Annotated in this window: 17 protein-coding genes and 1 tRNA gene; 6 read left to right on the forward strand and 12 right to left on the reverse strand. The window is 66.2% G+C overall.

The window, feature by feature from the left end; translation table 11 throughout:
- Positions 1-18: 18 nt before the first annotated feature.
- Positions 19-2,382, reverse strand: a complete 2,364-nt coding sequence (locus FRC98_RS10790; protein WP_146981422.1) for a glutamine--tRNA ligase/YqeY domain fusion protein — start codon at positions 2,380-2,382, stop codon at positions 19-21.
- A 238-nt stretch (positions 2,383-2,620) separates the two neighbouring features.
- On the opposite strand from FRC98_RS10790, the gene FRC98_RS10795 reads away from it, so the two are divergent.
- Both FRC98_RS10795 and FRC98_RS10800 read left to right on the forward strand, forming a co-directional pair.
- Positions 2,621-3,139 (forward strand): hypothetical protein, encoded by a 519-nt coding sequence (locus FRC98_RS10795; RefSeq protein ID WP_146981423.1) that lies wholly within the window; start codon positions 2,621-2,623, stop codon positions 3,137-3,139.
- A gap of 45 nt (positions 3,140-3,184) precedes the next feature.
- Complete coding sequence (locus FRC98_RS10800) at positions 3,185-4,216, forward strand: DUF362 domain-containing protein (RefSeq protein ID WP_146981553.1); 1,032 nt, start codon at positions 3,185-3,187, stop codon at positions 4,214-4,216.
- Here the strand turns inward: FRC98_RS10800 and FRC98_RS10805 are convergent.
- On the reverse strand, positions 4,193-4,444 hold the full coding sequence (locus tag FRC98_RS10805; protein ID WP_146981424.1) for a hypothetical protein: 252 nt from the start codon (positions 4,442-4,444) through the stop codon (positions 4,193-4,195). The genes FRC98_RS10800 and FRC98_RS10805 overlap by 24 nt on opposite strands.
- Positions 4,445-4,510: 66 nt before the next feature.
- Between FRC98_RS10805 and FRC98_RS10810 the strand changes: the two genes are divergently transcribed.
- Positions 4,511-5,923, forward strand: a complete 1,413-nt coding sequence (locus FRC98_RS10810) for a hypothetical protein (protein ID WP_146981425.1) — start codon at positions 4,511-4,513, stop codon at positions 5,921-5,923.
- 30 nt (positions 5,924-5,953) lie between these two features.
- On the opposite strand, the gene FRC98_RS10815 is transcribed toward FRC98_RS10810, so the two are convergent.
- From FRC98_RS10815 to FRC98_RS10830, 4 genes are all read right to left on the reverse strand, one after another.
- Positions 5,954-6,457 (reverse strand): DUF2505 family protein, encoded by a 504-nt coding sequence (locus tag FRC98_RS10815; protein WP_146981426.1) that lies wholly within the window; start codon positions 6,455-6,457, stop codon positions 5,954-5,956.
- Positions 6,458-6,539: 82 nt separating this feature from the next.
- On the reverse strand, positions 6,540-9,218 hold the full coding sequence (locus FRC98_RS10820; protein WP_146981427.1) for an FG-GAP repeat domain-containing protein: 2,679 nt from the start codon (positions 9,216-9,218) through the stop codon (positions 6,540-6,542).
- Between the two features lie 123 nt (positions 9,219-9,341).
- Positions 9,342-12,722 carry a CHASE domain-containing hybrid sensor histidine kinase/response regulator family protein gene (locus FRC98_RS10825; protein WP_146981428.1) on the reverse strand — a complete coding sequence of 1,127 codons (3,381 nt, stop codon included), beginning with the start codon at positions 12,720-12,722 and terminating at the stop codon, positions 9,342-9,344.
- A 5-nt stretch (positions 12,723-12,727) separates the two neighbouring features.
- Entirely contained in the window at positions 12,728-14,374 is a 1,647-nt protein-coding gene (locus tag FRC98_RS10830; RefSeq protein ID WP_146981429.1) for a Glu/Leu/Phe/Val dehydrogenase dimerization domain-containing protein, read from the reverse strand.
- Between the two features lie 262 nt (positions 14,375-14,636).
- Here FRC98_RS10830 and FRC98_RS10835 point away from each other — a divergent pair, with 262 nt between their 5' ends.
- A complete protein-coding gene (locus tag FRC98_RS10835) occupies positions 14,637-15,638 on the forward strand; it encodes a helix-turn-helix domain-containing protein (RefSeq protein WP_230467507.1) in 1,002 nt (333 codons plus the stop codon).
- A 60-nt stretch (positions 15,639-15,698) separates the two neighbouring features.
- Here FRC98_RS10835 and FRC98_RS10840 read toward each other — a convergent pair whose 3' ends face one another.
- The 3 genes from FRC98_RS10840 to FRC98_RS10850 form a co-directional block, all read right to left on the reverse strand.
- Positions 15,699-16,835, reverse strand: a complete 1,137-nt coding sequence (locus FRC98_RS10840; protein WP_146981430.1) for an alpha/beta hydrolase family protein — start codon at positions 16,833-16,835, stop codon at positions 15,699-15,701.
- A 158-nt stretch (positions 16,836-16,993) separates the two neighbouring features.
- Positions 16,994-17,893, reverse strand: coding sequence for a helix-turn-helix transcriptional regulator (locus FRC98_RS10845; RefSeq protein WP_146981431.1), 900 nt, complete (start codon positions 17,891-17,893; stop codon positions 16,994-16,996).
- A 280-nt stretch (positions 17,894-18,173) separates the two neighbouring features.
- Positions 18,174-18,245 (reverse strand) — tRNA-Val (locus tag FRC98_RS10850).
- Positions 18,246-18,328: 83 nt separating this feature from the next.
- Between FRC98_RS10850 and FRC98_RS10855 the strand changes: the two genes are divergently transcribed.
- Positions 18,329-19,246 carry an NAD-dependent epimerase/dehydratase family protein gene (locus tag FRC98_RS10855; RefSeq protein WP_146981432.1) on the forward strand — a complete coding sequence of 306 codons (918 nt, stop codon included), beginning with the start codon at positions 18,329-18,331 and terminating at the stop codon, positions 19,244-19,246.
- Between the two features lie 219 nt (positions 19,247-19,465).
- Complete coding sequence (locus tag FRC98_RS10860; RefSeq protein WP_146981433.1) at positions 19,466-20,629, forward strand: reverse transcriptase family protein; 1,164 nt, start codon at positions 19,466-19,468, stop codon at positions 20,627-20,629.
- Here the strand turns inward: FRC98_RS10860 and FRC98_RS10865 are convergent.
- From FRC98_RS10865 to FRC98_RS10875, 3 genes are all read right to left on the reverse strand, one after another.
- The gene (locus FRC98_RS10865) at positions 20,559-22,487 is read right to left on the reverse strand and encodes a hypothetical protein (protein WP_146981434.1); all 1,929 of its coding nucleotides are present in this window, start codon (positions 22,485-22,487) and stop codon (positions 20,559-20,561) included. The genes FRC98_RS10860 and FRC98_RS10865 overlap by 71 nt on opposite strands.
- A gap of 109 nt (positions 22,488-22,596) precedes the next feature.
- On the reverse strand, positions 22,597-23,130 hold the full coding sequence (locus tag FRC98_RS10870) for a hypothetical protein (RefSeq protein ID WP_146973352.1): 534 nt from the start codon (positions 23,128-23,130) through the stop codon (positions 22,597-22,599).
- Positions 23,131-23,315: 185 nt separating this feature from the next.
- Positions 23,316-23,609: a 4Fe-4S dicluster domain-containing protein gene (locus FRC98_RS10875; protein WP_146981435.1), complete on the reverse strand. Its 294-nt coding sequence runs from the start codon at positions 23,607-23,609 to the stop codon at positions 23,316-23,318.
- Positions 23,610-23,673: the final 64 nt, after the last annotated feature.

A 23,673-nucleotide genomic window follows, 5' to 3' on the forward strand; every position in this document is an offset into this window, starting at 1 on the left:
GCGCGGCGTACAAGACGCTTAGCCTTCGCCCAGCTTACGCTCAAGCATCTCGCGCACCTTCACCGCGTCGGCCGCCCCGCCGGTGGCGCGCATCACCTGCCCGATGAAGAAGCCCAGAAGCGTGGTCTTCCCCTCGCGGTAACGCGCCACATTGTCGGGGTTGTTGGCCATGACCTCGTCGATCACCGGCTCCAGCGAGGCGGCGTCGCTGACCTTCTCCAGGCCCCGCTCTGCCACCACCTTCTCCGGATCGCCGGCGCCCTCCAGCACCGCCTGCAGCACCTCGCGGCTCACCGCCGTGGTGATGCGATCGGCGTCGACCATCTTCACCAGCGTCGCCACATCATCAGCCGACACATCCAGCGCGGCCACCGTCTTCTCTTCGGGCACCAGCGGCAGCACCTCATTGACGATCCAGGGCGCCACAGACGCCGGGGTGTCGTAGGCCGAAAGCGCCGCCTCAAAGAAGGTCGCCACGTCCATATCACCGCTGAGCAGATCGGCGTCGTCCTCGCTCAGCCCCATCTCCTGGGCGTAGCGCATCTGGCGGGCAGCCAGCTCCGGGTTGGCCGCGCGGGCCTGGTCGCGCTCATAGGAGGCCGGGCGCTTGTTGGGGCGATCATCGCTCGAGGAGGCCTTCGCACCCGCGTCTTTTGTGGACTTCTCGGCCTTCGGCTTCGGCGTTGCCTGCTTCGGCTCGTCCTTTTTCTGCTGCTTCGACCAGGAGTCCCGAAGCCCCACGACGCGGTTAAACACCAGGGCCTCATTGCTCGAGGAGCTGTCGCGCCAGAAGTAGCCCTGACGCTCAAACTGGTAGCGCACATCATCGGCGTCGTCGGCCACGCTGGGCTCCACAAAGCCCTGCGCCACCACCAGCGACTCCGGATTGAGGTATTCTTGAAAATCGATCTCCGAGTCGCCGTCGGGGCGCTCCACCGTAAAGAGCCGGTCGTAGAGGTTAAACGTGGCGGGCTTCGCCTCGGCCGCGCTCACCCAGTGGATCGTGCCGCGCACCTTGCGCCCGTCGGGCGTCGAGCCCCCACGCGACTCCGGGTCGTAGGTGCAGCGCAGCTCTTTGAGCTCGCCATCCTCCCCGTAAATCGCCTCATCGCAGGTGATGTAATAGCCGTAGCGCAGGCGCACCTCGGCGCCCGGCGCCAGCCGGTACCACTTCTTCGGGGCGTCTTCGAGGTAGTCGTCGCGCTCAATGTAGAGCTCGCGGCTAAAGGGCACCTTACGCGTACCTTCCAGCGGCACATCGTGCGGGAAGTAGTCAGCGTCGAGCCACTCCACCTGATCTTCGGGGTAGTTGGTGATCACGACCTTGACCGGATCGATCACCGCCATGACCCGCGGCGCCTTCATGTTGAGCTCATCGCGGATCGCGTACTCCAGCAGCTGAATGTCGACGGTGCTGTTGGCCTTGGCCACGCCGATAAGCTGACAGAAGGCGCGCAGCGCCTCCGGCGGCACCCCGCGACGGCGCATTCCGGCGATGGTCGGCATGCGCGGATCGTCCCAGCCCTGCACAACCTCGTCGCGCACCAGCTGCAACAACTTACGCTTGCTCATCACCGTGTAGCCCAGGTTGAGCCTGGCAAACTCATACTGATGCGGCTCGCTCTTCACCGGGCAGTTCGCAATCACCCAGTCGTAGAGCTCGCGGTTGTTCTCAAACTCCAGGGTGCAGATCGAGTGGGTCACCCCCTCAAACGCGTCTTCGAGCGCGTGGGCAAAGTCGTACATCGGGTAGATGCACCAGTCGTCGCCGGTGTTGTGGTGGGTGGCATGACGGATGCGGTAGATCAGCGGATCGCGCATGAGCATGTTGGGGTTGCTCATGTCGATCTTCGCCCGCAGCACATGCTCACCATCGCCAAACTCCCCGGCGCGCATCTTCTCGAGAAGCTCCAGGTTCTCCTCCACGCTGCGCTCGCGGTAGGGGCTGGGCTTACCCGGCTCGGTGAGCGTGCCGCGCATCTGGCGGATCTCCTCCTGGCTCTGGCTGTCGACGTAGGCCTTGCCCTCTTTGACCAGATGAAGCGCGCACGCATACATCTTCTCAAAGTAGTTCGACGCAAAATACAGATGTTCGCCCCAGTCATAGCCGAGCCAGCGCACGTCGTTCTGAATCGAGGCGACGTACTCCTCATCCTCGGTGAGCGGGTTGGTGTCATCAAAGCGAAGATGACACTGGCCGCCGTACTTCTGCGCGATGCCGAAGTTGAGCACGATCGACTTGGCGTGGCCGATGTGCAGGTAGCCGTTGGGCTCGGGCGGAAAACGCGTCACCACGTTGACGACGCGCCCGGCCTCAAGGTCGGCGTCGATGATGTCGTGGATGAAGTTCGAAGGCGTCGGGGTGTCGGAGGGGTTTGTCATGATCTCAGAGCTTCAAAAGGAGGGATCCATCAACTCGGGGCCCGCAGGCGAACTCGGGGCACATCGCGCTGTAGCCTATGCCAGAGATCGCGGCGCGCCAACACCCGCAACGCATTGGCCCTCATCGCGGCTCAAAACACCCCGCCGGGCCAGAAATCGCCCCGGTCGATTTGAAAGCCCTCGCCACGGCGATTATCCTGAACGCTGCCACGCCACACTGCCTGCCTGGAGACGATGCATGCTTCGCACCTTCCTGAAAAACGCCTGGAGCCACGCCCCCGCCCGCGCCGTCATCCTCTGCTTTAGCGGACTTCTGGGCGGCCTGGGCTTGAGCATGCTCTGGAACGCCGGCGAGTTTGGCTCGATGAGCTTTGCGCTGAGCACGGCCTTTGCGCTTCTGTGGGGCGACTGGTGTATCCACCGCGACCGACACAACTTCGATCCGGCGGCGGTCTTTGCCAGCTTTATCGCGACAAGTTACGTGGCCCTCTGGGTGTTGCGCACCTTCTTCATCGGACCACAGGCCGGCCCCTTCGCCACCGAGCTGTGGACGGTGCCCAACATGCTGGCCAACGCCGCCTTCGGGATCTTCGCCTTTCTGGGGGCGGGGGCTGTGGGTGGGCTGACCTACCGCGCCGCCCTGGCCACCTGGCAGGAGGCCCCGCTTCGACGCGGCATGAGCGCGGTAGCGATGATCGTGCCGGGGCTCTTCTTTCTGCATCTTTTTGAGAACGTGGCGCGCAACATGAGCTTTTGAGCACGCGCCGCCTCCTCGTACCCACATCCTGACCCCGGGCTTCGTATGGATCGCCGCAACTTCCTGAAGCACCTCGCAAGCCTGAGCGCTCTGCTGGCCAGCGGCGCCTGGGTGGGATGTGCGCCCTCGACCTCAGCGACCACTCGGCGCATGCCGCTACGTGTGGGCGCGAGCGCTGCGAACCCCACACGCAAACGCTCACCAGTGGCGCTCATCTCAGCCATCGATCGCCGCGAGGCCACCGAAAAAGCGCTGGGTATGTTCAGCATCGTGCTCCGGGGAAAGCGCGTCTTCATTCAGCCCACGCTGCACAGCAGGAAGCCCTCCCCCTACTCAACGCATACCCACATCCTGGCCACTCTGGCGCGGCATTGCCGCTCCCACGAGTGCACCGAGCTCGCCGTGGGCACACGTCATCCCGACCAGCCCACCGCCCCGCTCTTCCGCGCCAAACAACTTCCGACGATGGCCCGGGAGCTCGGCTTTGATCTCCTGGCCATCGATGAGCTCCCCTCCCACCAGTGGCGCCACGTGCGCCCCGAGCCCTCGGCCTGGGAGCAGGGCTTTGCGCTCCCCCGGCAGGTCCTCGACGCCGACGTTTATATTCAGCTCACCACGGCTCTGGTCGGCGATGAGCCGCCGCACCTGAAGATGGCGCTACATGGCGCGCGCGGACTGCTGGGAAGACGCGTGCCCGGCACCGAGCATAACCTCTTTGAAGAGCTCGCCAGCAGCGCCGATCCGACCGCGCGCCAGCTGGAGCTGGTCGAGGCGCGTCCTCCCGATCTGATCCTCCTCGACGCCATCGATGTGGACATGGAGCCCCGACGTTACGAGCGCTGCGGGGTCTTCATCGCCGGCGTCGATCCGCTGGCGGTCGACGCGGTGGGGCTCGCGCTGATGCGCCGCTACCAGACTCCCGACGTGCTGGCCGATGGCGAGCTCTTCGATCATCCGCTGCTGCGCGCAGCCGCCTCGCGCGGCTCAATGATCAGCTCCGCGTCCGAGATCGAACTTCTCAGCGATGAGGCCAGCGCGCCGCTTGCCGAAGAGTTAGGTGCGCGCCTGGGGATCTGAATCGTCGCCGGCGAGGCGCGCGTCGCGCTGACGCGCGCGCCGCACCGCGGTGAAGAGCGCAGCGAGCACCACCACCGCCAGAATCTTCGCGCCCCACTCCGCGGCGACCGACTCCAGGCCGCTGGCCACGGTCATCCCCACATAGAGCACGCCGAAGCTCAGCAAAATCGCGCCGGCCTCCAACGCGCGAAAGAGGTTGGGGTTTTGCTTTCTTTGATCGGCGCTCATGGGCACACTCCTGACAACGTCTGAGCCGCTTCGTCTGACCACATCTTTGACCCAGCACGACATCGCATGAGCCGCGCCCGATCACAACCTCGCACACGTCTCGCAGGCCTGCTGCTCGGGATGCTCATCGCCCTGAGCGCCTGCGAGCGCGCCCCGGCCCCGGCGTCTGCTCCTTCCGCGGAGAACCTCCATCTGGAGCGCGATGAGGCTGTGGAACAGGCCATCGACCTGCACACACACGCCCTTCCGGACCTCTTTGGCGCCATCGCGCAGAGCGATCTTCCGGCGCAGGACCCGCGCATCGCCGCACTCCGAAACACCGCCTCAATGAACCTCGACGCCGAGCTTCAAGAGCTCCTCCACAGCGCCGTGGCCCGCTTCGACGAGCCTCACCTCCACGGCGATGATGACGCCTGGCTGCGCGACTTCGCCCATCGCTGGAACGTCCGCCAGGCCGAACTGAACCTCCCCACCCGCCTGGTCCATCAGACCCGCGAGCATCACGGCCACCACAGCTACGCCCCGCAGACCTTCGTCATCGAGGCCCGCCAGCGCATCGACATCAACCAGCGCCCCGTGGAGGTGGAGTGGCGCCGCCGCCTCGACCAGGGCGCGCTGGCCGGCCCGCCCACCTTCTACGCGTCAGAGGTCGGCGTACCGGCTGTCTACACCGATCGCGCGCTGCGCACGGTGCAGGAGCACATCCTGCCGATGCTCAGTGATACCCCGAACAAGCGTCACGCCGCCCGGCGCGAGGCGCTGCGCGCCGAGCTCCGGCTGCACCTCACCGACCAACTCGACCCGCTCCTCGCCAGCCTGCACCACCGCGAGGCCCTCGCCAGGACCGAGCGCGCCGTCAACGCCGCCGGCGCCCGCTGCACCTCCCCCTTTCGCCTGCCGCCGACGCCTCCCCGGGGCTACGCACCCGACACGCTGCAACGCCTTGAAGCGCGTGCCAAAACCCTGTCGGCCGAAGGCTGCGACGCCCTCACTGCCTCCCACCTCGATGCCCTGAAGTCGCATAGCCACGCGCTCCAGCGCTCTCCGGAGCTCGATCGCAGCCTGGCCGAGCTCCTGCGCCTCCTCCTCACCCAGCAGGCCGGCCTTGCCGCCACGCACGCCCTACTCGCCGCATACTACGCGGGCGATATGGCCCCCTGTACTTATGCGTACTGCGCCGGGCTTACCTACGAGGAGCAGGCCGAAGTCGCCGCCTACCTCGGCGCCACAAGCCGTGGCGAGCTCCCCACAACCTTGATGGTGATGCTCTGCCGCGATCATCGCTACGGCAGCGCCGAGGTGGCCTCGGCCTGGCTGCGCCTTCTGCGCGACGCCGAACTTTCGTGCGACGCCCCCTGGCCCGAAGATGCCACGCAACGGCTCGCAGAGCTCGCCAGCGCGCACATCCCCGTCGCGCTCAACGTGGCGCCACACGCCACCCCGACGCTGGCCGACCTGCCGACGCCGCGCGCGCGCTGAGCCGCGCCCCCCCCATTTTGATTAAAATATTCAGGAGTTGGAGAGCCCCCGCTCCTTGACCATCTCGCGGGCGATGCGCGCGGCCTCTTCGTACGAGGACTTGATGTTCTCGGTGAGCTTGCCCTCCATCTTCTTGCCCACCAAAGGGATGCGAATGACGATCTCCCCCTCAATGGTGCGCACGCAGCTGGAGCCCTCCGGGGCCACCTTCGTCACACCCTGAGCATCAATGCGATCGGCCAGCACCGCGGGTTTGACCTTCCAGACCATCTCCCCTTTCTGACGATCGAGGGCGTTGGTCTGCTCAAACTCAAAACTCTCGGTACCCAGGGCCTTCGACATCACCGCGGGCATCTCTTTGAGCGAGACGCAGCGCAGACGCTTGGTCTCCACAGCGCCCTCGGTGGCACTATCGAGCACCTCACGGCGCACGCCGGTGGCCTCTTCGAGGCGGCGATCAAACTCGGGATCATCAAAAATATCCCAGAGCAGCTCGGCGGGGCAGTCGAAACGGTGGGTCATCGTAAACTTCATCACACACTCTCATACACAGATTTGTCTCAACGTCGGCGCGCTCGCGCACGCCGACACCACAGAGGTCAAAACGACAGGCGCCTTATTGCACGATCGTGCACATCACGTCTTCTACAAGCGCGCTGGCGTTATCGGCGTTGCAGTCGCGCACCGGCGCCTCTCCGGTGCCGTCATCATTGGCCACGATGAGGAAGTCGAGGTTGCGGTTGTACTCGACCTCCCGCGCTTCATACTCAAACACCAGCTGCACGGTCCCGCCCGGGGAGATGACGCGGTTGACGGTCTCGACCTGAATCAGGCGAGTGCCCGCGCCGTTGTAGATGGCCACGGGCAGGCCCGAGGGCACCGCGCTGCGGCCCAGGTTTTCGATCGTCACCGAGAAGGTGATCGCCGGCGGGCAGCCCCGCGCGTCGGCCACCGCCCGCGTCACCGCCACGTCGGGGGCGTTCAGCGGGACCTCTCCCTGGCGGTTGGCCCGGAAGGTGTTATGCGTCGTCCAGGGCATCTCGGGCGACGAGACAATCGCGCCATCATCCTCAACGTTATCAATATGATAGGCAAAGTGATTCCACACCGAGCGCGTGCGCACCCAGCGGTCTTCCGGGTCCTGCAGGGCGACCACTCCGGCGGTGCCCGCGTCGCACCAGGCCGGGCGCTCGCCACCTCCTTCGGGGTGGCATTCCGGGTAGCGGTCGGGGCGAGCGTTGATGGGATCGCGGCAGTCACGATTGAACTGATCGTTGTTTCCAGAGACCACGATGTTGGTGCGGCTGTCCCCGTTCACATCCACGATGATCGGGTACTCGCTGGAGGTGCGGTTGGTGTTGGGAAAGCGGAACTGCGGGCTGCCGGTGCTGCCGTCAAAGACCATCAGCAGGCACTCGTCGTTGTAGACGACCTCATTGCGCCCATCGCCCTGGAAGTCGAAGACCGAACTTCCGGTGCGGCTCGACGAAAGGTCCTGGATGTAGACGCTCCACAGGACCCCATCGCCGGTGCCACCGCTTGAGGCAAGCGTGGGGCAGGCTTCCACCTCAAAACAGTCTTCGCCGCGGGTGCAGGGCGCGATCTCGGGGCGCGTGCAGCCGGGCTGGTCCTCATCGACCGAGCCGATGCAGTCGGTGTCAAAGACGGTGTAGCAACCGCTGCCGGCAATGCCGAACTCCCCGGAGCCGTCCCCGTCGAAGTCGGCCACAATCGGGCCTCCGCCGTTGCCGCCGCCCGGAAGCGACGACTGACGCAGCAGCTCACCGGACTCCGCGGCGACCACATACACGCTGCCGTTGCCGGTGATCACAAACTCCGGCAGCCCGGCGCGATCTCCGCCGACCACATCGCCCATCGCCGAGTACATGTCCTGGCCGGTGGGGATCTGCGCGGTGTTGCACCAGACCTCATCCATGGTGCCGGCGTCGAGGTTGGGCCGCCACAGACAACCCGAGCCCAGGATCTCCAGCTGGCCGTCGCCGTCGACGTCAATGACCGTGGGGTAGATGTAGCCATCGCTGCGCCCCACCAGCACCGCGCCGGTGGCCCCGTCGAGCACCCGCAGGCGCGCGATGACCTCGGCTGCGCCGTCGCCATCGACGTCGTAGAGCAAGGGTGAGCCCTGGGCGATGCCCGCTTCCGACTGGCGCCAGAGGTAGCAGCCGTTCTCATCGGCCGAAGGATCGGGGCAGCTCTGCAGATCATCGACCATCGAGACGCGACCGCTCTCGGTGACCGCGATCTCATTGCGGCCGTCGCCGTCGACATCTCCCAGCGCGATCTGCGCGCCGAACTCCAGGCCGTGGGTGCTGTTGGTGTAGATCGTCTCGCCGGTCTCCCCGTCGAGCACCACCAGCACCGCCGAGGTAGTGGCGTTCGGTCGGTAGGCGGTGAAGACGGTGTTGGGAAGCCCGTCACCGGTCACATCGGCGACCATCGGCGTCATCATGACGTTGGCGTGAAGTTGGCCGCCAACCTCAACGCCCTCCCAACGCCAGAGTACGTCGGGCTCAAAGTCGTCGAAGTCGTACTCAAGCTCGCAGACCAGGTCTTCGGGGAAGTCATCCGGCATGCAGCGCCCGAGCGCCGGGTCGCAGTACTCGCCAAAGTCGCACTCCGAGAAGAAGTCGCAGCTGGCGCCGGGGGTGCGGCATTCGCCAAAGACGCAGACATCACCCTGCGGGCAGCAGGTCTCAAAGTTTTCGCCGCAGAGCTCGCCCTGCCCCTCACAGCTCGGTGCGCACTCGCCACGGGGGCCGCACACCGGGGTGTCGCCCTCACAGCAGACGTCGGCGCGGTCGCCGCAGTACTCGCCAGCGCAGGCGGGCACGCAGGCCGGCGCGCCGTCGACTTCGCCGCAGACCTCATCTTCGCCGCAGCAGGTCCCGTCGCAGTAGGTCGCGCTCAGGCAGCTGCAGCGCCCGGCGATGCAGCGCTCCCCGTCGGCACAGCCAGCCTCCTCGGTGCAGAGGCAGCGGCCGACCTGACACTGACCGCTGGCGCAGGCGGTGGTCTCGGAGAAGCCGGCGCCCTCGGCGTCGCAGACCTGCACGGAGTCACCGCCGATGCATTGCGACTCACCCGGCTCACATAGCTGCTCCTGGCAGCGCCCGTCGCTGTCGCAGTAGGAGCCCTCCTCGCAGGGGGTGTCCTCATCGCAGCTCACGCACCCCTCGCCGGTGCACTGGCTCGGGGCCACATCATCGGAGCAGCCCAGAGTCCACACCAGCGCCGCGCCCACCAGCAGCACTCGCCACACATACCATCGCGCCATGATCGCCATCCTCAATGAGAACATCCTCGCTCACCGCGGCAGAATGGCGCGGCGGGCATTCGCATATCGACTACGCGCGATAGCATAGCAAAACCCGCCGGTGATGGGCCACCACAGCGACGTTTAACGCGGGGGTGAGGGTGTGACGTTGCGGTGATCATCGCCCTCATCATCCTCGTCCTCGTCGCGGGAGTTGGAGAAGGAGTCCGGCGGGGAGGCGGCGCCGTTGTGAGAGGAGGTCTCTGAGGCTTCGTCGTGGGCGCCTTCGAGAAGTTCCGATCGGAGCGCGGCGTTGAGCTTTGAGGTCGCCTCCACCAGCTGCTCATAACGGGGCGGCGCCTGCTCCAGCGCGTCATCTTTGCCCATCATCTCCAGCTGTTCGGCGAGTTGACCGACCTGGCGAGCGCCGAAGACCAGGGCGCTGCCTTTGATGGTATGTGCCAGCCGGCGAACCTCCCGGGCGTTGCGCTGGCCGAGCGCGGCCTGCAGCTCGCGCAACCAGCCCGAGGACTCGTCCACAAAGAGCTGCGCCAGCTCCCGCAACAAGTCCGGGTCGCCGCCGGTGGAGCCGGCCGCGATCTCGGGATCCCAGAGCCCGGAGCCGCCCTGCTCCTTCTGCTCCGGTGCCTCTTGCGACGCAGCTTTACGCTGCGACCGATCGTCCTGCTGCCCGGGTTTTGCCTCACGCATACCGACCTCCTCGCGCTCTTTTTCCTCACCCGACGCCGCCTCGGGGTGTTCTCCCTGCAGCGGGCGCCACTTCTCGATGACCCGCATCAGCTCGTCGGGTTGCAGGGGTTTGGCCAGGTAATCATCCATGCCTGCGCGCAACATACGCTCGCGGTCGCCCTTCATGGCGTGGGCGGTCAGCGCCACGATGGGCACCGCGCGCTCCCCGGGCCGCTCGGCTTCCAGCTCGCGAATGCGGCGGGTAGCTTCAAAGCCGTCGACCCGCGGCATCTGGATGTCCATCAAGATTAAGTCATAGCGCTGCGGATCGCGCTCATAGGCGTCGATGGCCTCCTGACCGTCGCGGGCGAGTTCCACGCGGTGGTTGCCCCTGGCGAGCAGACCGCGGGCGACCTTCTGGTTGACCTCGCTATCCTCCACCAGCAGCACACAGAGCCCCTCGCCAGCGCGGGCCTCGGTCTGAGCCACGGTGATCTCGCTGGCTTTTTTGCCCTCAACCACACAGCTGACCAGCGCCTCATAAAGATCGGTGGGTTTGACCGGCTTGGAGAGCCAGGCGCAGAGCTGGCCGACCTCCTCGCCAGGTTCCTCCTCTGCAGCCTCCCCGGAGACGGCGCCTGCCGACGAGAGCACAATGATCGCCGGCTGATCGCCATTCGCCGCAAGAACCTCGCTGGCCAGCACCAGCCCTGACTCCCGGGGCATCACCACATCGAGAATCAACGCGTCGAAGGCCTCATCACGCTCGGCGATGAGCTCACGAGCCGCGTTGACTTCACCAACGACCTCGGCCTGCAACTTCCAGTCGGCCAGCAACACTCGCAAGAGCCGACGGTTGACCGGGTTGTCATCGACCACCAGCACGCGCCTGCCCAAAAGCTTCGCTTCGCCCTCCTCGCGATGCTCCTGGCTGAGTTCGAGTCGAAGCGTAAAACGCACCTCGGTGCCCACACCCTCTTCGCTCTCCAGCTCGATATGACCGCCCATCAACTCCACCAGCTGGGTGGAGATGCTCAAGCCCAGGCCCGTGCCCTCATGCTCGCGGCGCGAAGAGGCATCGGCCTGCCGAAAGGCCTCAAAGATGCGCTTCTGCTCCTTTTTGGGAATGCCCACCCCGGTGTCGCGCACCGCGATCTGCACAATGACCTGATGATCGCGTTTTTCCTCACAGCTGACGCGCACCTCAATCTGACCGGTCTCGGTGAACTTGATGGCGTTACCCACCAGGTTGATGAGCACCTGACGCAGCCGGTCCGGATCGCCGATGACCGCAAAGGGCACGTCGGGGCTGGCCGAATACACAAGCTCCAGCCCTTTTTGAGAAGCGCGCGTGGCGAGCACCTGCAGGGTCTCGGCGACGGTGTCGGTGAGGCGAAACTCACGGCGGTCCAACTCCAGCTGCCCGGCCTCGATCTTGGAGAAGTCCAGGATGTCGTTGAGCAAGGCCAGAAGTCCGCGCGCGGAGCGGTCCAGAAGGGTGAGGTACTCGCGCTGTTTGGAGTTCAGCCGGGTCTCTTTGAGCAGCTCGGCCATGCCGATGATGCCGTTCATGGGCGTGCGGATCTCGTGGCTCATATTGGCCAGAAAGCTGCTCTTGGCGCGGGTGGCCTCGACGGCTTCCTGACGCGCGCGGGCCATCTCAATGGCGATGGTGCGCATCTTCTCGCGGTGCTCTCGGAGTGAGGCGGTGCGCTCATCGACCAGGCGCTCGACCCGCTCGGTGCGCCCCAGCGACGTGCCCACGTAGAGCACGCTCAAGATCGTGACCAGCAGCCCGCTGAAGAGAAAGACCTCCGGACTGCTGTCGGTGCGCTCGCTGACATAGGCCTCTGTAGGACGCGCGACGAGCGCCCAACGCGGCCCGGGAAGATCGAGGCGGCGGTCGTAGATAAGCCCCTGCTCGGCGGCCGTCCTGCCCCTCCAGATCACCTCCCCGGCTCCGGCCTGCTTTTGCTCGTCCAGAGTCTCTTTGGTCGCGCCCGACCAGGCGTAGACCGGTCGAGGTTCGCCATGGGCGCCCTCGTCAATGAGCTCAAACTCAATGTCGATCGGCGGACGCACCTGCATCGCCTCAGCGATCGACTCCTGAACGTGCAGCACTGCGACCACAAACCCCTCAAAGCTGCCCGGATCATCTTCGGGCACGCTAAACACCGGCGCGAAAAGCCCGTAGAGGATCGATCCGGGGGCCGCCCCCACAAGGTCCAGCGGACCGGCCATCACGACCACGTTTTGTGAACGGGCCTTCTGCATCGCCCCGGCTGCCCGCGGCACCGCCAGCCAGTCGATCCCCAGGGGCATCGGCGTCTCAGTGGGCCAGGCATAAAACATCGGCGAGTAGAGCGAACGATCGCCGGCGACGCGCACTTTTGTATCGCCCGTCTGCTCCAGGATCTCGTAGGGCCGCCCCAGCTCACCGGTGCCCTGCGCCTCGTGGCCGGCGCGCGCCTCCCGGGTGACCTCCGGCGCCCAGGCCATCAGCGCCACCTGCTGGCGCCCCTTCAAAAAGGTGTTCATAAACGCGTCGTACTCTTGTCGCTCCACACTGTAGGAGCCCTGATGAAACGCGATCACCCCCTGAAGGATCTGGCGTTTGTCGATCAGCCGGCGCTCCACGCTGTCGGCGTAGAGCTGCGCGTCGCGATGAAACTGACTCTGCACATGCTCGCGCTCTTTGAGCGTCAGCCACCACCACCCGGCCGCGCTGGCCAGCACACCGACCAGGCCCACCAGCACCATCAGCCAGCGTCCCGGCCGCCGCCACCTTGAGCGGGTTGTGGCCTTTCCCTGCTCACCCGCCATCGTCTCAAGCATCCAACTCACGGAAAGAGCCCCCGCATCAGCTTGGCCCGCGCCACCCGATCCACACCCGCAATGAGTGCGGCGGTACGAAGATCGACTTTCAGCTCCTCCGACTGCGCCACCACCCGGCGGTACGCCTCCTGCAGAAGTCGACGCAGCCGCTCATTGACCTCAGCCATCGTCCACATCGTATTCTGAATGCCCTGCACCCACTCAAAGTACGAGACGGTCACCCCGCCGGCGTTGGCCAGAAGGTCGGGGAGCACGGTGATGCCCCGCTCGGTCAGGATATCGTCCGCCTCGGTGCTGGTAGGTCCGTTGGCCCCCTCGGCCACAAGCTCGCATTGCAGGCGCCCGGCGTTCGACGCCGTGATCTGATTCTCCACTGCCGCCGGCACCAGCACATCGCATTTGAGCTCCAGCAACTCGGCGTTAGTGAGGCGGTCGCCCTGCCCGTAGCCCTCAAGCGTGCCCACCTCGGCCACATGCGCATCGAGCTTCTCCAGGTCGACGCCGGTCGAATCAAACACCCCTCCGGTATGGTCGCTGACCCCAACCACCCGCACGCCCAGCTCATCGAGGTAACGCGCAGCGTGGCTGCCCACGTTTCCGTAGCCCTGCACCACCGCCGTCTTCTCATCGAGGCGCCAGCCCCGATCGCGGGCCGCCTCCTCGACCACATAGACCACCCCGCGACCGGTGGCCTCCTTTCGCCCGCGCGAGCCGCCCAACACCACCGGTTTGCCCGTGACCACCGTGGGCACCGCGTGGCCGGACTGCTCGGAGTAGGTGTCCATCATCCAGGCCATCGTCTGCTCGTTGGTCCCCAGGTCCGGCGCCGGGATGTCTTTATCGGGCCCGATCATATCGATGATCTCCGAGGTGTAGCGCCTGGTGAGCCGCTGCAGCTCCTGCCGCGAGAGCGTATCCGGTCGCACCCTGACCCCGCCCTTGGCCCCGCCAAAGGGCAGGTGCATCAGCGCGCACTTCCAGGTCATCCACATCGCCAGCGCGGTCACCTCCCCCAGGTTGACGTCGTGGTGGTAGCGCACCCCACCCTTGGTCGGCCCCATGGTCAGCACATGCTGCACCCGGTAGCCGAACACCGTCTCCACCTGCCCGTAATCATCGCGACGAAAAGGAAGCGTAACCACCTGAGAACGCTGAGGAAAAAGCAACCTCTGGCGCAGGTTATCGTCGAGATTCATCAGCTGAGCGGCTTTTAAGAACTGCTGGTGCGCCAGGCGCAGCATCGGCGACTTCCACTCCCCGGCCCGCGCCCGCGCCCGCTCCAGGGCGTAGCGCACCGAACGGCTTAAGAGCTCGCCATTGAGCTGACTTTTGACCAGATAATCCTGCGCCCCCGACTCCACCGCACGCACCGCGAGCTGCATGTCATCAAGGCCCGTCAGGATGACGATCGGCGTGGGCTCAACCTGCCCCTTAACTCGCAAAAAGGTCTCGAACCCTTCGCTGTCCGGCAGCATCAAGTCGAGCAGGATCACATCGGCCGGCTTCTCCTCGTAGAGCGCCAGCCCCTGGTCGACCCGCTCGGCGATGCGCACCTCAAAGTTCAGCTCCAGGCCGCGCTTGAGCAGGTTCTCGATCAGGCGCATATGCACCGGGTTATCTTCGATTAAGAGCACCTCCACACGATCGCTCATCGCCTCCTCCACGCTCGCTCGCCACGGGCATTCGGCCCACACAACCTCTCGATGTGCTCCAAAGCTAAACACACCCGTTGCCCGCCGACGCATAATCTGGTGATGACCGCCCGTTTGGGGTACAGTCAGCAGGTAGATTATCAGTTAGGTTGACGTGTTAACGTTTTGTTTCGGTGCCCGGGGGCCGAGCGTGATGGTGTCCCCTCATTTGGATCGGACACGCGCACGCCACGACCCCCATCGCTGCCCAGGAGCCCGCACCATGTCTCGCGATTCCGTCACCTCATCGACCCCCATCAACCCCGATCGCGCCGCTGATCGCCTGCGTCTGGATGCGCTTAACCTGCTCAAAGACCGGGCCGACGCCGACGCTGCCGTCTACTTCGACGCCCGCGAGGTCGAGGGGCACCTCTACCTGGGCACCAGCCTGATCGTGGGCGCGCCGAAGCTGCGCGAGCCCCTGATGGAGATGCGTGATGAGCCGATGCCCTCGCTGCTCGAGTCGGTGATCCGCGCGCCGGCCGCCGAGGAGCGCACCCAGTTTATTACCGCTCGCCAGCGCCGCGACCTGCACTTTGTCGGCGCCGATGGCGAACTTCTGAGCATGGGCGACTGGCCCAAACGCCTGGGCGCCTCCGACTGGCTGGGCCTTGTGGTCTACTCCGGGGCGCGCTTTGTGGGCTGGATCGGGCTGTGGCGCCTGACCGGCCGCGGCACCTTCGCGCCCACGGCCATTCACCACGTCAACCCCCTGGTCGCCACGCTCGAAGATATGCTCATCCGCGCTCACAGCGCCGAGCTGGAGGCCGAGACCCGCTCGACCATCTACATCCTGATGAGCCCAGACGGCGACGTGCTCCACGCCAGCCCCTCGGCCCAGAGCTGGTTCCATGATGAGTTTCGCGAAGAGCTCTACAAGCTCACCCTCCAGCCCGGCGATGTGCCCCGCTACTTCGCCGGCATGAGCGTCCGGGTCACCCCGATGCACGCCCTGGGAAACCCCCGCGCCTACCTCATCACGCTCAACCCGGCCGACTACCCGCGCATCGCCCCCGAGCTTGTACTCACCCCTACCCAGATCGAGGTGGCGCGTCTGGCCACAAGCGGAGCGACCGTCGACGAGATCGCCCGCCTGCTCGACCGCAGCCCCCACACCATCAAGACCCACCTCAAGCACATCTACCGCCGCCTGGACATCTCCACCCGCGTGGAGCTCGTCGAGGTCATGGGCATCATCCCCCCCCACCAGGTCTTGGACTTCTAAGCCCCCTGCCCCCCGAGCCCGTTCTCCGGGCTCTTCGATACCTTTGCCGGCGTGACGGCCTCAGTGCCCTTGCACCCAGTCGACGATGGCCTCGACCACCTGCGGATCGAGCGTGCGCCCGGCCTGATTGTAGAGCAGCCCGTGCTGCGCGTTGAGCTCCTCGCGCGCCACCGGCTGATGCTTGAGCACGTGGTCGGCGTCCGGGGCGATGACAAGCTCGGCGTCGACCCCCGCGCTCCGAGCGGCCCCGGCCAGCGCCCGAGCATCGAGCTCCGGATCGACCTGCAGATCTTTTTCACCGTTGAGGATCAAGAGCGGCACCTTCACCCCGGCAATAGCCTGGGTCGGCGACCAGTCCAGGATCGCCGCGCTAAATTGCAGGCTATCCTCGGCCTGCAGCGCCTCCACCAGCTGCACCACCCCCGGATACAAACTCACACGCGAGGCCCGCACCTTCTGCCCGTCGGCGATCGAGGCCAGCGCCCGGCGCAGGTTGGCCACCTCAGCCTGCACCCGCGACGCCTCGATATTTGCACCCTGAAGCTGCGCCTCCACCTGCCCCACAATCACCTCGGAGAGCGGGCGGCCGGCCGCCGCCAGCAGCATCACCCCGGCCGGGGCGATGGCCTCCTCCTGCAGCGCGCGCAGCGCGTGCGCGCCCCCCTCGCTATGCCCGGCCACAAAAAGACGCCCCGCATCGATGGCCTCATGGGCGCTCAAGACCCCGAGCGCCCCGGCGATCTCCGCCAGATAATCCTCCCAGCGCAGATCGCCCGGAAACGCCGTCTGGCCGGTGGCGCGCTTGTCGTAGCGCAGCACCGCGATCCCCTGCTCCCCGAGCGCCCGGGCCAGAAGACGCGCCGAGCCGTTCTCGCCAGGCAAAAGCGGACTCTCCCAGTTGCGGTCGGTCGGCCCGCTGCCCGCCACCAGCACCACCGCCGGCACCGCCTGTGCGGCATCATCGGCAAAGCGCGGCCGCGTCAGCGTGCCAAACACCGTGGTGTTCGCGGCCTCAAAACGGACCTCCTCTTCCAGCACCTCCACCACGCGCCCCTCCTCGGGTTGCACCTGCTCTACCGGCGAATTCTCAGCCGGAGCCGGGGCGTTTGCGTTACCCCCGGAGGCGCAGGATGCCCCCAGGCAAAGGCCCGTCATAAGCGCGCCCTGAGCCAACCTCTTGACCATCCCTTGATGCATAACTTCTCCCGACGCGCGTCGCGTATGCCCCGTAAACGGGTCTCATTCAAACGCCCCCGCACGCGGCGCAACGCCGCCGGGGAGCGCGCCCAGAATAAGGCCACTTCGCGCCAGGCCAAGTCGTTTTTACAGGCGTCGCGAGCCCCCCCTCTCCGCGCTCAGACGAGCTCCCCGCCGCCCAGACGCGCGGCCAACTCCAGACGGCTGGCCACGCCGAGGCGCTCATACACGCTCTTCAGGTGCGTCTTGATCGTATGCGGGCTGCGCCCCATCGTGCGCGCAATCTCGCTGACCGTCGCCCCCGAGCGCGCATACTCCGCCACGCGCCGCTGCATCTCGGTGAGCGCAAAATCCGGCGAGCGCTCCGCCCGGGGCGCGATCTCCACGTGTACAAGACGCCCGGCCCCGGCATCCCCCTCCACCTCCTGCACCCGCAAGAGCCAGCCCTTGATCATCGCCGGCTGCTCCCTCGCGTCGAAACAAAGCTCCCCGAAGCGCACCAGGTCGTCGGTGGTGAAGCAGCCCCCCTGCAGCTCGGTGCGGTAGGCCACGCTCTCCTTCGACGCAAACACAAGGCTCAACCCCGCGCACGCCGCCATCACCGCATCGCTCGCTCGCCCGAAGCTGCGCGCCACATCACCCAGCGTCTCGATCTCCTGAGAGAGCCCATCGAGCTCCGAGGGCGTAAACGTCCCTCGGCTCTTCATAAAACCCACCCACCCCACCAGGCGATCTTCATTGAAGATCAACGTCCGCGCCACATCTCCGCCCCCTCCCTCCGCATCATCCGCGGTGCGAAAACGCCGAAAACTCTCATCATTCGGACGGCGAATCTCATCGACGAGCTCCTCATCGACTCCCTTTCCATCCTCCAGCCAGGCCCCTCCCCACGCTCCCCAGCTCAGCGGACGCGCCCAGCACATGCGCGCTCCGGCCAGTCGCACCTCCGAAAAGATCGCCCCCTGCGCCCCCACCCGCTCGCTGAGGCGCTGCAGCTCCCGACGCAACGCCTCCTTTGCCCGATCTTCACGTGCTCTCAGGTCATCTCTCGTACTCATCGTCTCGCTCCGGGTCAGGGGGATACCGCTTTACAAAAGATAACACCCGAAGCGCGATACGCCAACCGATCCGTGCAACTGCGCGTATCACCTACTAAAAAACGCCCCGTTTAGGGGTATTGAGAAGACGTGTTCCCTGTGGTTCGGGTGAACCCGGGGTCTGAGATGAAAAAACCTCGGCTCTCCACCCCGGTATCACCGCCCGGAAAAGCCCCCAAACGCAAAAAAGCCCCACGAATGTGGGGCCTTCCTGTTGCGAACGATGCTGTACTTTCTTAAATGGGCGTACCTGGATTCGAACCAGGGACTTCTTCCGTGTGAGGGAAGCACTCTCCCGCTGAGTTATACGCCCGCGTCGGGCATTCTGAGTAACACGGGGTTGTTGACCTGACAACACTTTTTTTGCCCTTCCCTTCAAAAAAATGTCGAGGAGCTATGACCCTCTCAAATGTTCTGATTGTTGGCGCCGGCTACACCGGCCTTGAGATCGCCCGACAGGCCACCGAGGCCGGCTTAAACGTGGTCGCCACCACCTCCAATGCCGAGCGTCGCCAGGCGCTGCAAAAGATGGGTGCGCACGTCTTTGAATGGCAGGCCAACGCCGACGCCAGCGCCCTGGCCGCGCACCTCGACGCCCACACCGCGCTCATCTACTCGGTGCCGCCCCTTCCCAAAACTTACGCGCCCGGGGACGAAGATACCTCGGCCGAGCACCTCATCCCTCTGCTCGCCACGCTCGAGGTCGCAAAAGCGCAGGGCTGCCCGCGCTTTGTCTACCTCTCCTCCACCTCCGTCTACGGCGACCACAGCGCGCAGTGGATTGACGAAAACGCCGAGCTCCGCCCGACAAGCCCCCAGGGGAAGATGCGCAGAGACTCCGAGCTCGCCACCCTCAGCACCGAGGGCATTGAGGGTTACACCCTGCGCGTCGTGGGCATTTACGGGCCCGGGCGCACGATCCTCGGGCGCCTTGAGAGCGGGCGCTACCCCCTGGTTGACGGGGGCAAAAAGATCACCAACCGCATCCACGTCGAAGATCTCGCGCAGGCCGCACTCGCCACGGCCCTTCGTGCCCCGGCCGGCTCGCGCGCCTACAACGTCAGCGACGGTCAACCCACCGCGGTGCGCGACCTGGTGAGCTTTGTCTGCGAGCACACCGGCCTGCCCATGCCCGAGGAGGTCAGCATCGAAGACTACGCCCGCCGGGTGCAAAACCCCGACATCGTGGCCCGCTGGACCAACAGCGCGCGGGTGAGCAACCGCCGCCTCATCGAGGAGCTGCAGCTTGAGCTGCGCTACCCCGACGTCTTCGCCGGCTACCGTCCCCTTCTGGCGAAACACACCTCCAGCTAAAGCGCGCGAAGTTGGTGCCGGTGGCCCCGTGCGCATCTTTGGCTTCAGGGTGAGCCACCGCGCGCGAGCCGAACATGCCGCGTGCGATTCGCCGCGGCGGCACCATCTTCCGATCTCCTCGCCGGTTCTCCCACACTGTGGAAGAAGCGGGACCAGAGCGTCGCAGGTCGCCTCGCTGGTGGCTCACCCGCCCTGTTTCGCCCGGGAAGTGGAGCGACCATGAACCTCTGGCAACGTCTGCGCGACTGGATGCAACCGGCCCCCTCCCCTGAGCATCCCGGGGAGATCTCGATCTGCAAGGAGCGCGAGCCCCCCTCCCCCGGATTCAACCGCCGCTTCACCACCTCCATGCGCAGCGCCCGGCATGATGAGCTTCGCAGGCGCACCCGCAGCGGGCGCCTGCGCAGGCTGGGGCTTCCGGTGTGGAGATGCGACGACGACCTCGCCAGAGCGCTGGGGCTGACCACCTCCGCCCTCTACCACTTTGCCTGCCATCGCCTGGCCGACCCGCACTTCCACTACGTCAGCTTCACCATCCCCAAACGCAGCGGTGAGGAGCGCCCGATCCTCGCACCCAAACCCCGTCTGAAGGCCATTCAGCGCGATCTTCTCGACCAGGCGCTCAGCCGACTTCCCGTCCACCGCGCCGCCCACGCCTTTGTGCCCGGGCGCTCCATCGCCACCAACGCCCGACCTCATCTGCGGCGAGAATTTCTCCTTACGCTCGACCTTCATAACTTCTTCGGCGCGCTGCATGTGGGCCGGGTGCGCGGCTTTCTTATGGCGATGGGCTACGGCTGGGAGGTGGCATCAACGCTGGCGCTCTTATGCACCGAAGCCCCCCGCCAGACGGTGCTCGTGCATGGCGAGCGCCTCTACACGCCCACCGGCTCGCGCACGCTGCCCCAGGGCGCGCCCACCAGCCCGGTGCTGGCCAACGCCATCGCCTACCGCCTCGACCGCCGCCTGAGCGGCCTGGCCCGCAGCCTGGGGCTCAACTACACCCGCTACGCCGATGACTTAAGCTTCTCCGGCGACGACCCCACCCGCATCGCCACCCTGATGCGCCTCTCCCACCAGATCATCCGCGAGGAGGGCTTTGAGGTTGCCCCCTCCAAGACGCGCATCCAGCGGCGAGGCCGGCGCCAGCAGGTCACCGGCGTGGTGGTCAATCAGACCCCGGGCGCGCCCCGGGCGCGCCGCCGCAGGCTGCGCGCGGCCATCCATCATTACGCCCGGGCCTGCGCCCGCGGCGACCACAACCCCCGGCGGCGACGCCAGCTCGAAGGGGAGCTGGCGTTTATTCATATGATCAACCCGGCCCAGGCCCGCGCGCTGGCCGCAGGCCTGCCTGCTGCGCCGCCTGCGGCCAACGCGCGCTGAGCCTCCCGACCAGCCTCACAAGCTCCGCGTCGCCCTGCCCCGCAGACAGCTCCCCGTCGAGCACCGCCTGCGCCATCAGCAGGGCATCGCGAGCGCAGACCTCATCGCCCACGCCCCGGGCCACAGCCCGTGCCGCCCAGCGCCGCTCGGCGCGGTGGCGCGCCCCCAGACTCGGCATCGCCTGACGCGCGCACTGGCGGGCGCGTCGCGCCGCCAGCGCCTCATCGCCCAGACATAACGCCTCGCAGCCCACCCGCCGCACAAACCAGGCCGGCGCCCGCAACAGCGCCCCCACCCACGCCTCATTGAGCAGATACGCCGGCAGCGCCTCCACCAGCAGGTGCCGCGCCAGCGGGTTGCGCTGGAGCAGCAGCCCGGCGCGCCAGCGCCGCTCCGAGCTCAGCCCGGTGAGCATCGGCACCACCCGCGCCCCGAAGCGCCGCGGCTCCGAGAGCAGCGCGCGGTAGTAGTGCGTCAGCTTCGCCATCACCTCGGCCACCTCCGCCACCCCGAAGCGCGGCACCTCCATGATCAGCCTGCGGGCCATCTGGTCGATGAGCTCCTCGTCCTCGGCCTCCAGCGCACGGGCCAGCAGGCGCGGGTAGCCCTGCACCGCCGAGGGCATCACCCGGGGCGCAAAAACCCCGCGCACAAGCTGCGGATAACGCGCGTAAAGCGCGACCGCGCTCACATCACTCAGCCGCGTCACCTGAGCCTCATCGCCCACCCGACCCAGGAGCCAGAGACGGCGTCGGCGCTCGCGATCCGGCAGCTCAACCCCGTTGAGCAACCCCATGACCTCTCGCTCAAAAAAGCGCTGCGGCGCCCACTCCTTGAGCACCCTGGCCCACACCCCCCACCACTGGTGGGTGGCCACCTCATCGAGAAACTCGCGCATCAGCGCCCCCCCTCCCGGGGCCTCAAACATCTCGCCCAGATGCCGTCGCACATAGGGCAGCACCTGGCCCCGACGCCTGCGCAATAGCCCCAGCATCACCTCCCCCTTCTCCTCAAAACTGCCCCGGGGATGATGCTCCTCCAGCCAGCTGATGAGCTCCGCCGGGTCCCGCACATGTTCGGCAATCGCTTCCGCATCGCGACGCCACTGTCCCGGAGGCACCTGCAGCCGGTAGAGCTCCCGGGCAAAGGGCCAGTCCCCACGGCGGCGGGCGGCCCCGCGCAGCTCCTCCCAGATATGCCGACGGTAGACCGGCACCCGCGAGAGCTTCATCGCGATGTAGTCCCGCGCCGCCTCCGCATCGCAGCGGTAGAGCGTCAGCGCTTGAGGCTCGCGCAGCTCAAAGGGCTGGTCGTAGCGCTCCAGCACGCGCTGGCGAGCGGCGCTGCCCCCTCGGGCCTGCTCAAAGTTCGCGCAGAGGTCGTCGCGCCAGCGCGCCACGGCCTGCGGGCCGGCCGGCTGCCCTTCGGTCAGCCGCCAGCGGTACAGACGCCGAAACACCTCGGCGTCTTCCAGGCTCTCGGCCAGCTGCAGCCAGCGCTCCAGCGCCTCACGGTAAGGCCCCGACCAGGGTGCCACTCGCCAGGCTCCGCGCCCCGGATCGTAGCCCGCGCTGCGAAAACGCCGCAGAATAAAGCCCCGATACAGCGCCCGATGACGCCGGTACAACGCCGGCCCCCACAACCCGGTCAAGAGCCCGAAGGCCGGCTGACGGCCCGCCAACGCCTCAAAGATGCCGAGCAACGCGGCGTCGTCGAGCTGCTCGGCCTCCAGCAGCTGCTCGACCACCCGGGCCAACCTCCCCGCCTCCAGCCGCTCCCCTCCCAGCGCCGCCTCCGCTCCTCCTTTCGACTCCCTGGCAAACATCGGCCCTGACCTCCGCACAATCGGCATTGGCAACGCACGCGCTCCGGAGCCCCCGGTCGCCCCCATAAAAAAAGCGGGGCGGCCCTCTTTGGCCGCCCCGCTCTCGCTGGCGTCTTCTCAAACCTCGCCAGGATCGCCCGGCTTACTGGTCGGCCAGATAACGCTCCAGTCCGCGGTTTGCCTGGGTGAGGTTCGGCGTGATCAGCCGAACCACAAAGCTCTCTACCGCGCTCCCGATCGCGCCGGCCCCCAGCCGCGGCACCCCGGGGATCTTTTTCGCATCGACGGTCAGCTCACCGTCGATCACAACCTCGGTGCGGCCCTCGCCCTTCTGCACATAGCTGGTGGTCCCCTTGCAGGTGACCGCCTCACTTAAGAAGCCGACCTCCATGACCCAGTCCACCTTGAAGCTGTCCATGTGCCAGGTGGCGTAGTCGGTCCACTCCAGCATCTCCGGCTTGATAAACTTCTGGGCCAGCTTAGGCACCTCATCGGCGTTGGCCTTCCAGAAGTTAACCACCTTGAGCGTGCTGGCGTCGATCTCCTGACGATCGCGCACCTCGATCTTCTGAATATCCGGCAGGTAGGGCACAAGCTCCACCATATGGTCGCGGAAGGTCTCGTAGACTTTGTCGCGGTCGTAGGCGACCTCATCAACAATATGAATCTTCGACATCAGCTCAGCTCCCGAAGCGTTGCCCCATCCCGGCGCACGACGCTTTCATAAAATCGCTCGTCAGCATCCAAAAGAGCACCCCGCATCGATCCGAGCGCTCCCGACAAAAAAACCCGTCGCCCCACCCTGGACACGCATCGTGGCCAGGAGCAAGGCGGCGGGCTCTCACATATCACGTGCAGGGCTCAGCCCTGGAAGAACTCGGCGTTCTTCTCCGCGAAGTCTGCCCACTTCGAGGGAAGCTCGTCTTCTTCAAAGATCGCCTCGACCGGGCACTCCGGCTCACAGGCGCCGCAATCAATGCAGATATCCGGATCGATGTAGAGCTGGATCTTGGCCAGCTGGGCTTCCTCACCCGCGGCCTTCAACTCCTGGATCTCTTCGACCGGCATCGGCCCGTGGATGCAATCCACCGGGCAAACCTCCACACACGAGGTGTCGCAGTAGCCGACGCAAGGTTCGGCGATAATGAACGCCATAAGTGTACTCCTTATACAGCCATGATGATGGTAGGGCGACGCCGCCATGCGCCGACATCGTGCC

Origin of the sequence: Lujinxingia vulgaris, from assembly GCF_007997015.1 — a bacterium.
Taxonomy (GTDB): Bacteria; Myxococcota_A; Bradymonadia; order Bradymonadales; family Bradymonadaceae; genus Lujinxingia; species Lujinxingia vulgaris.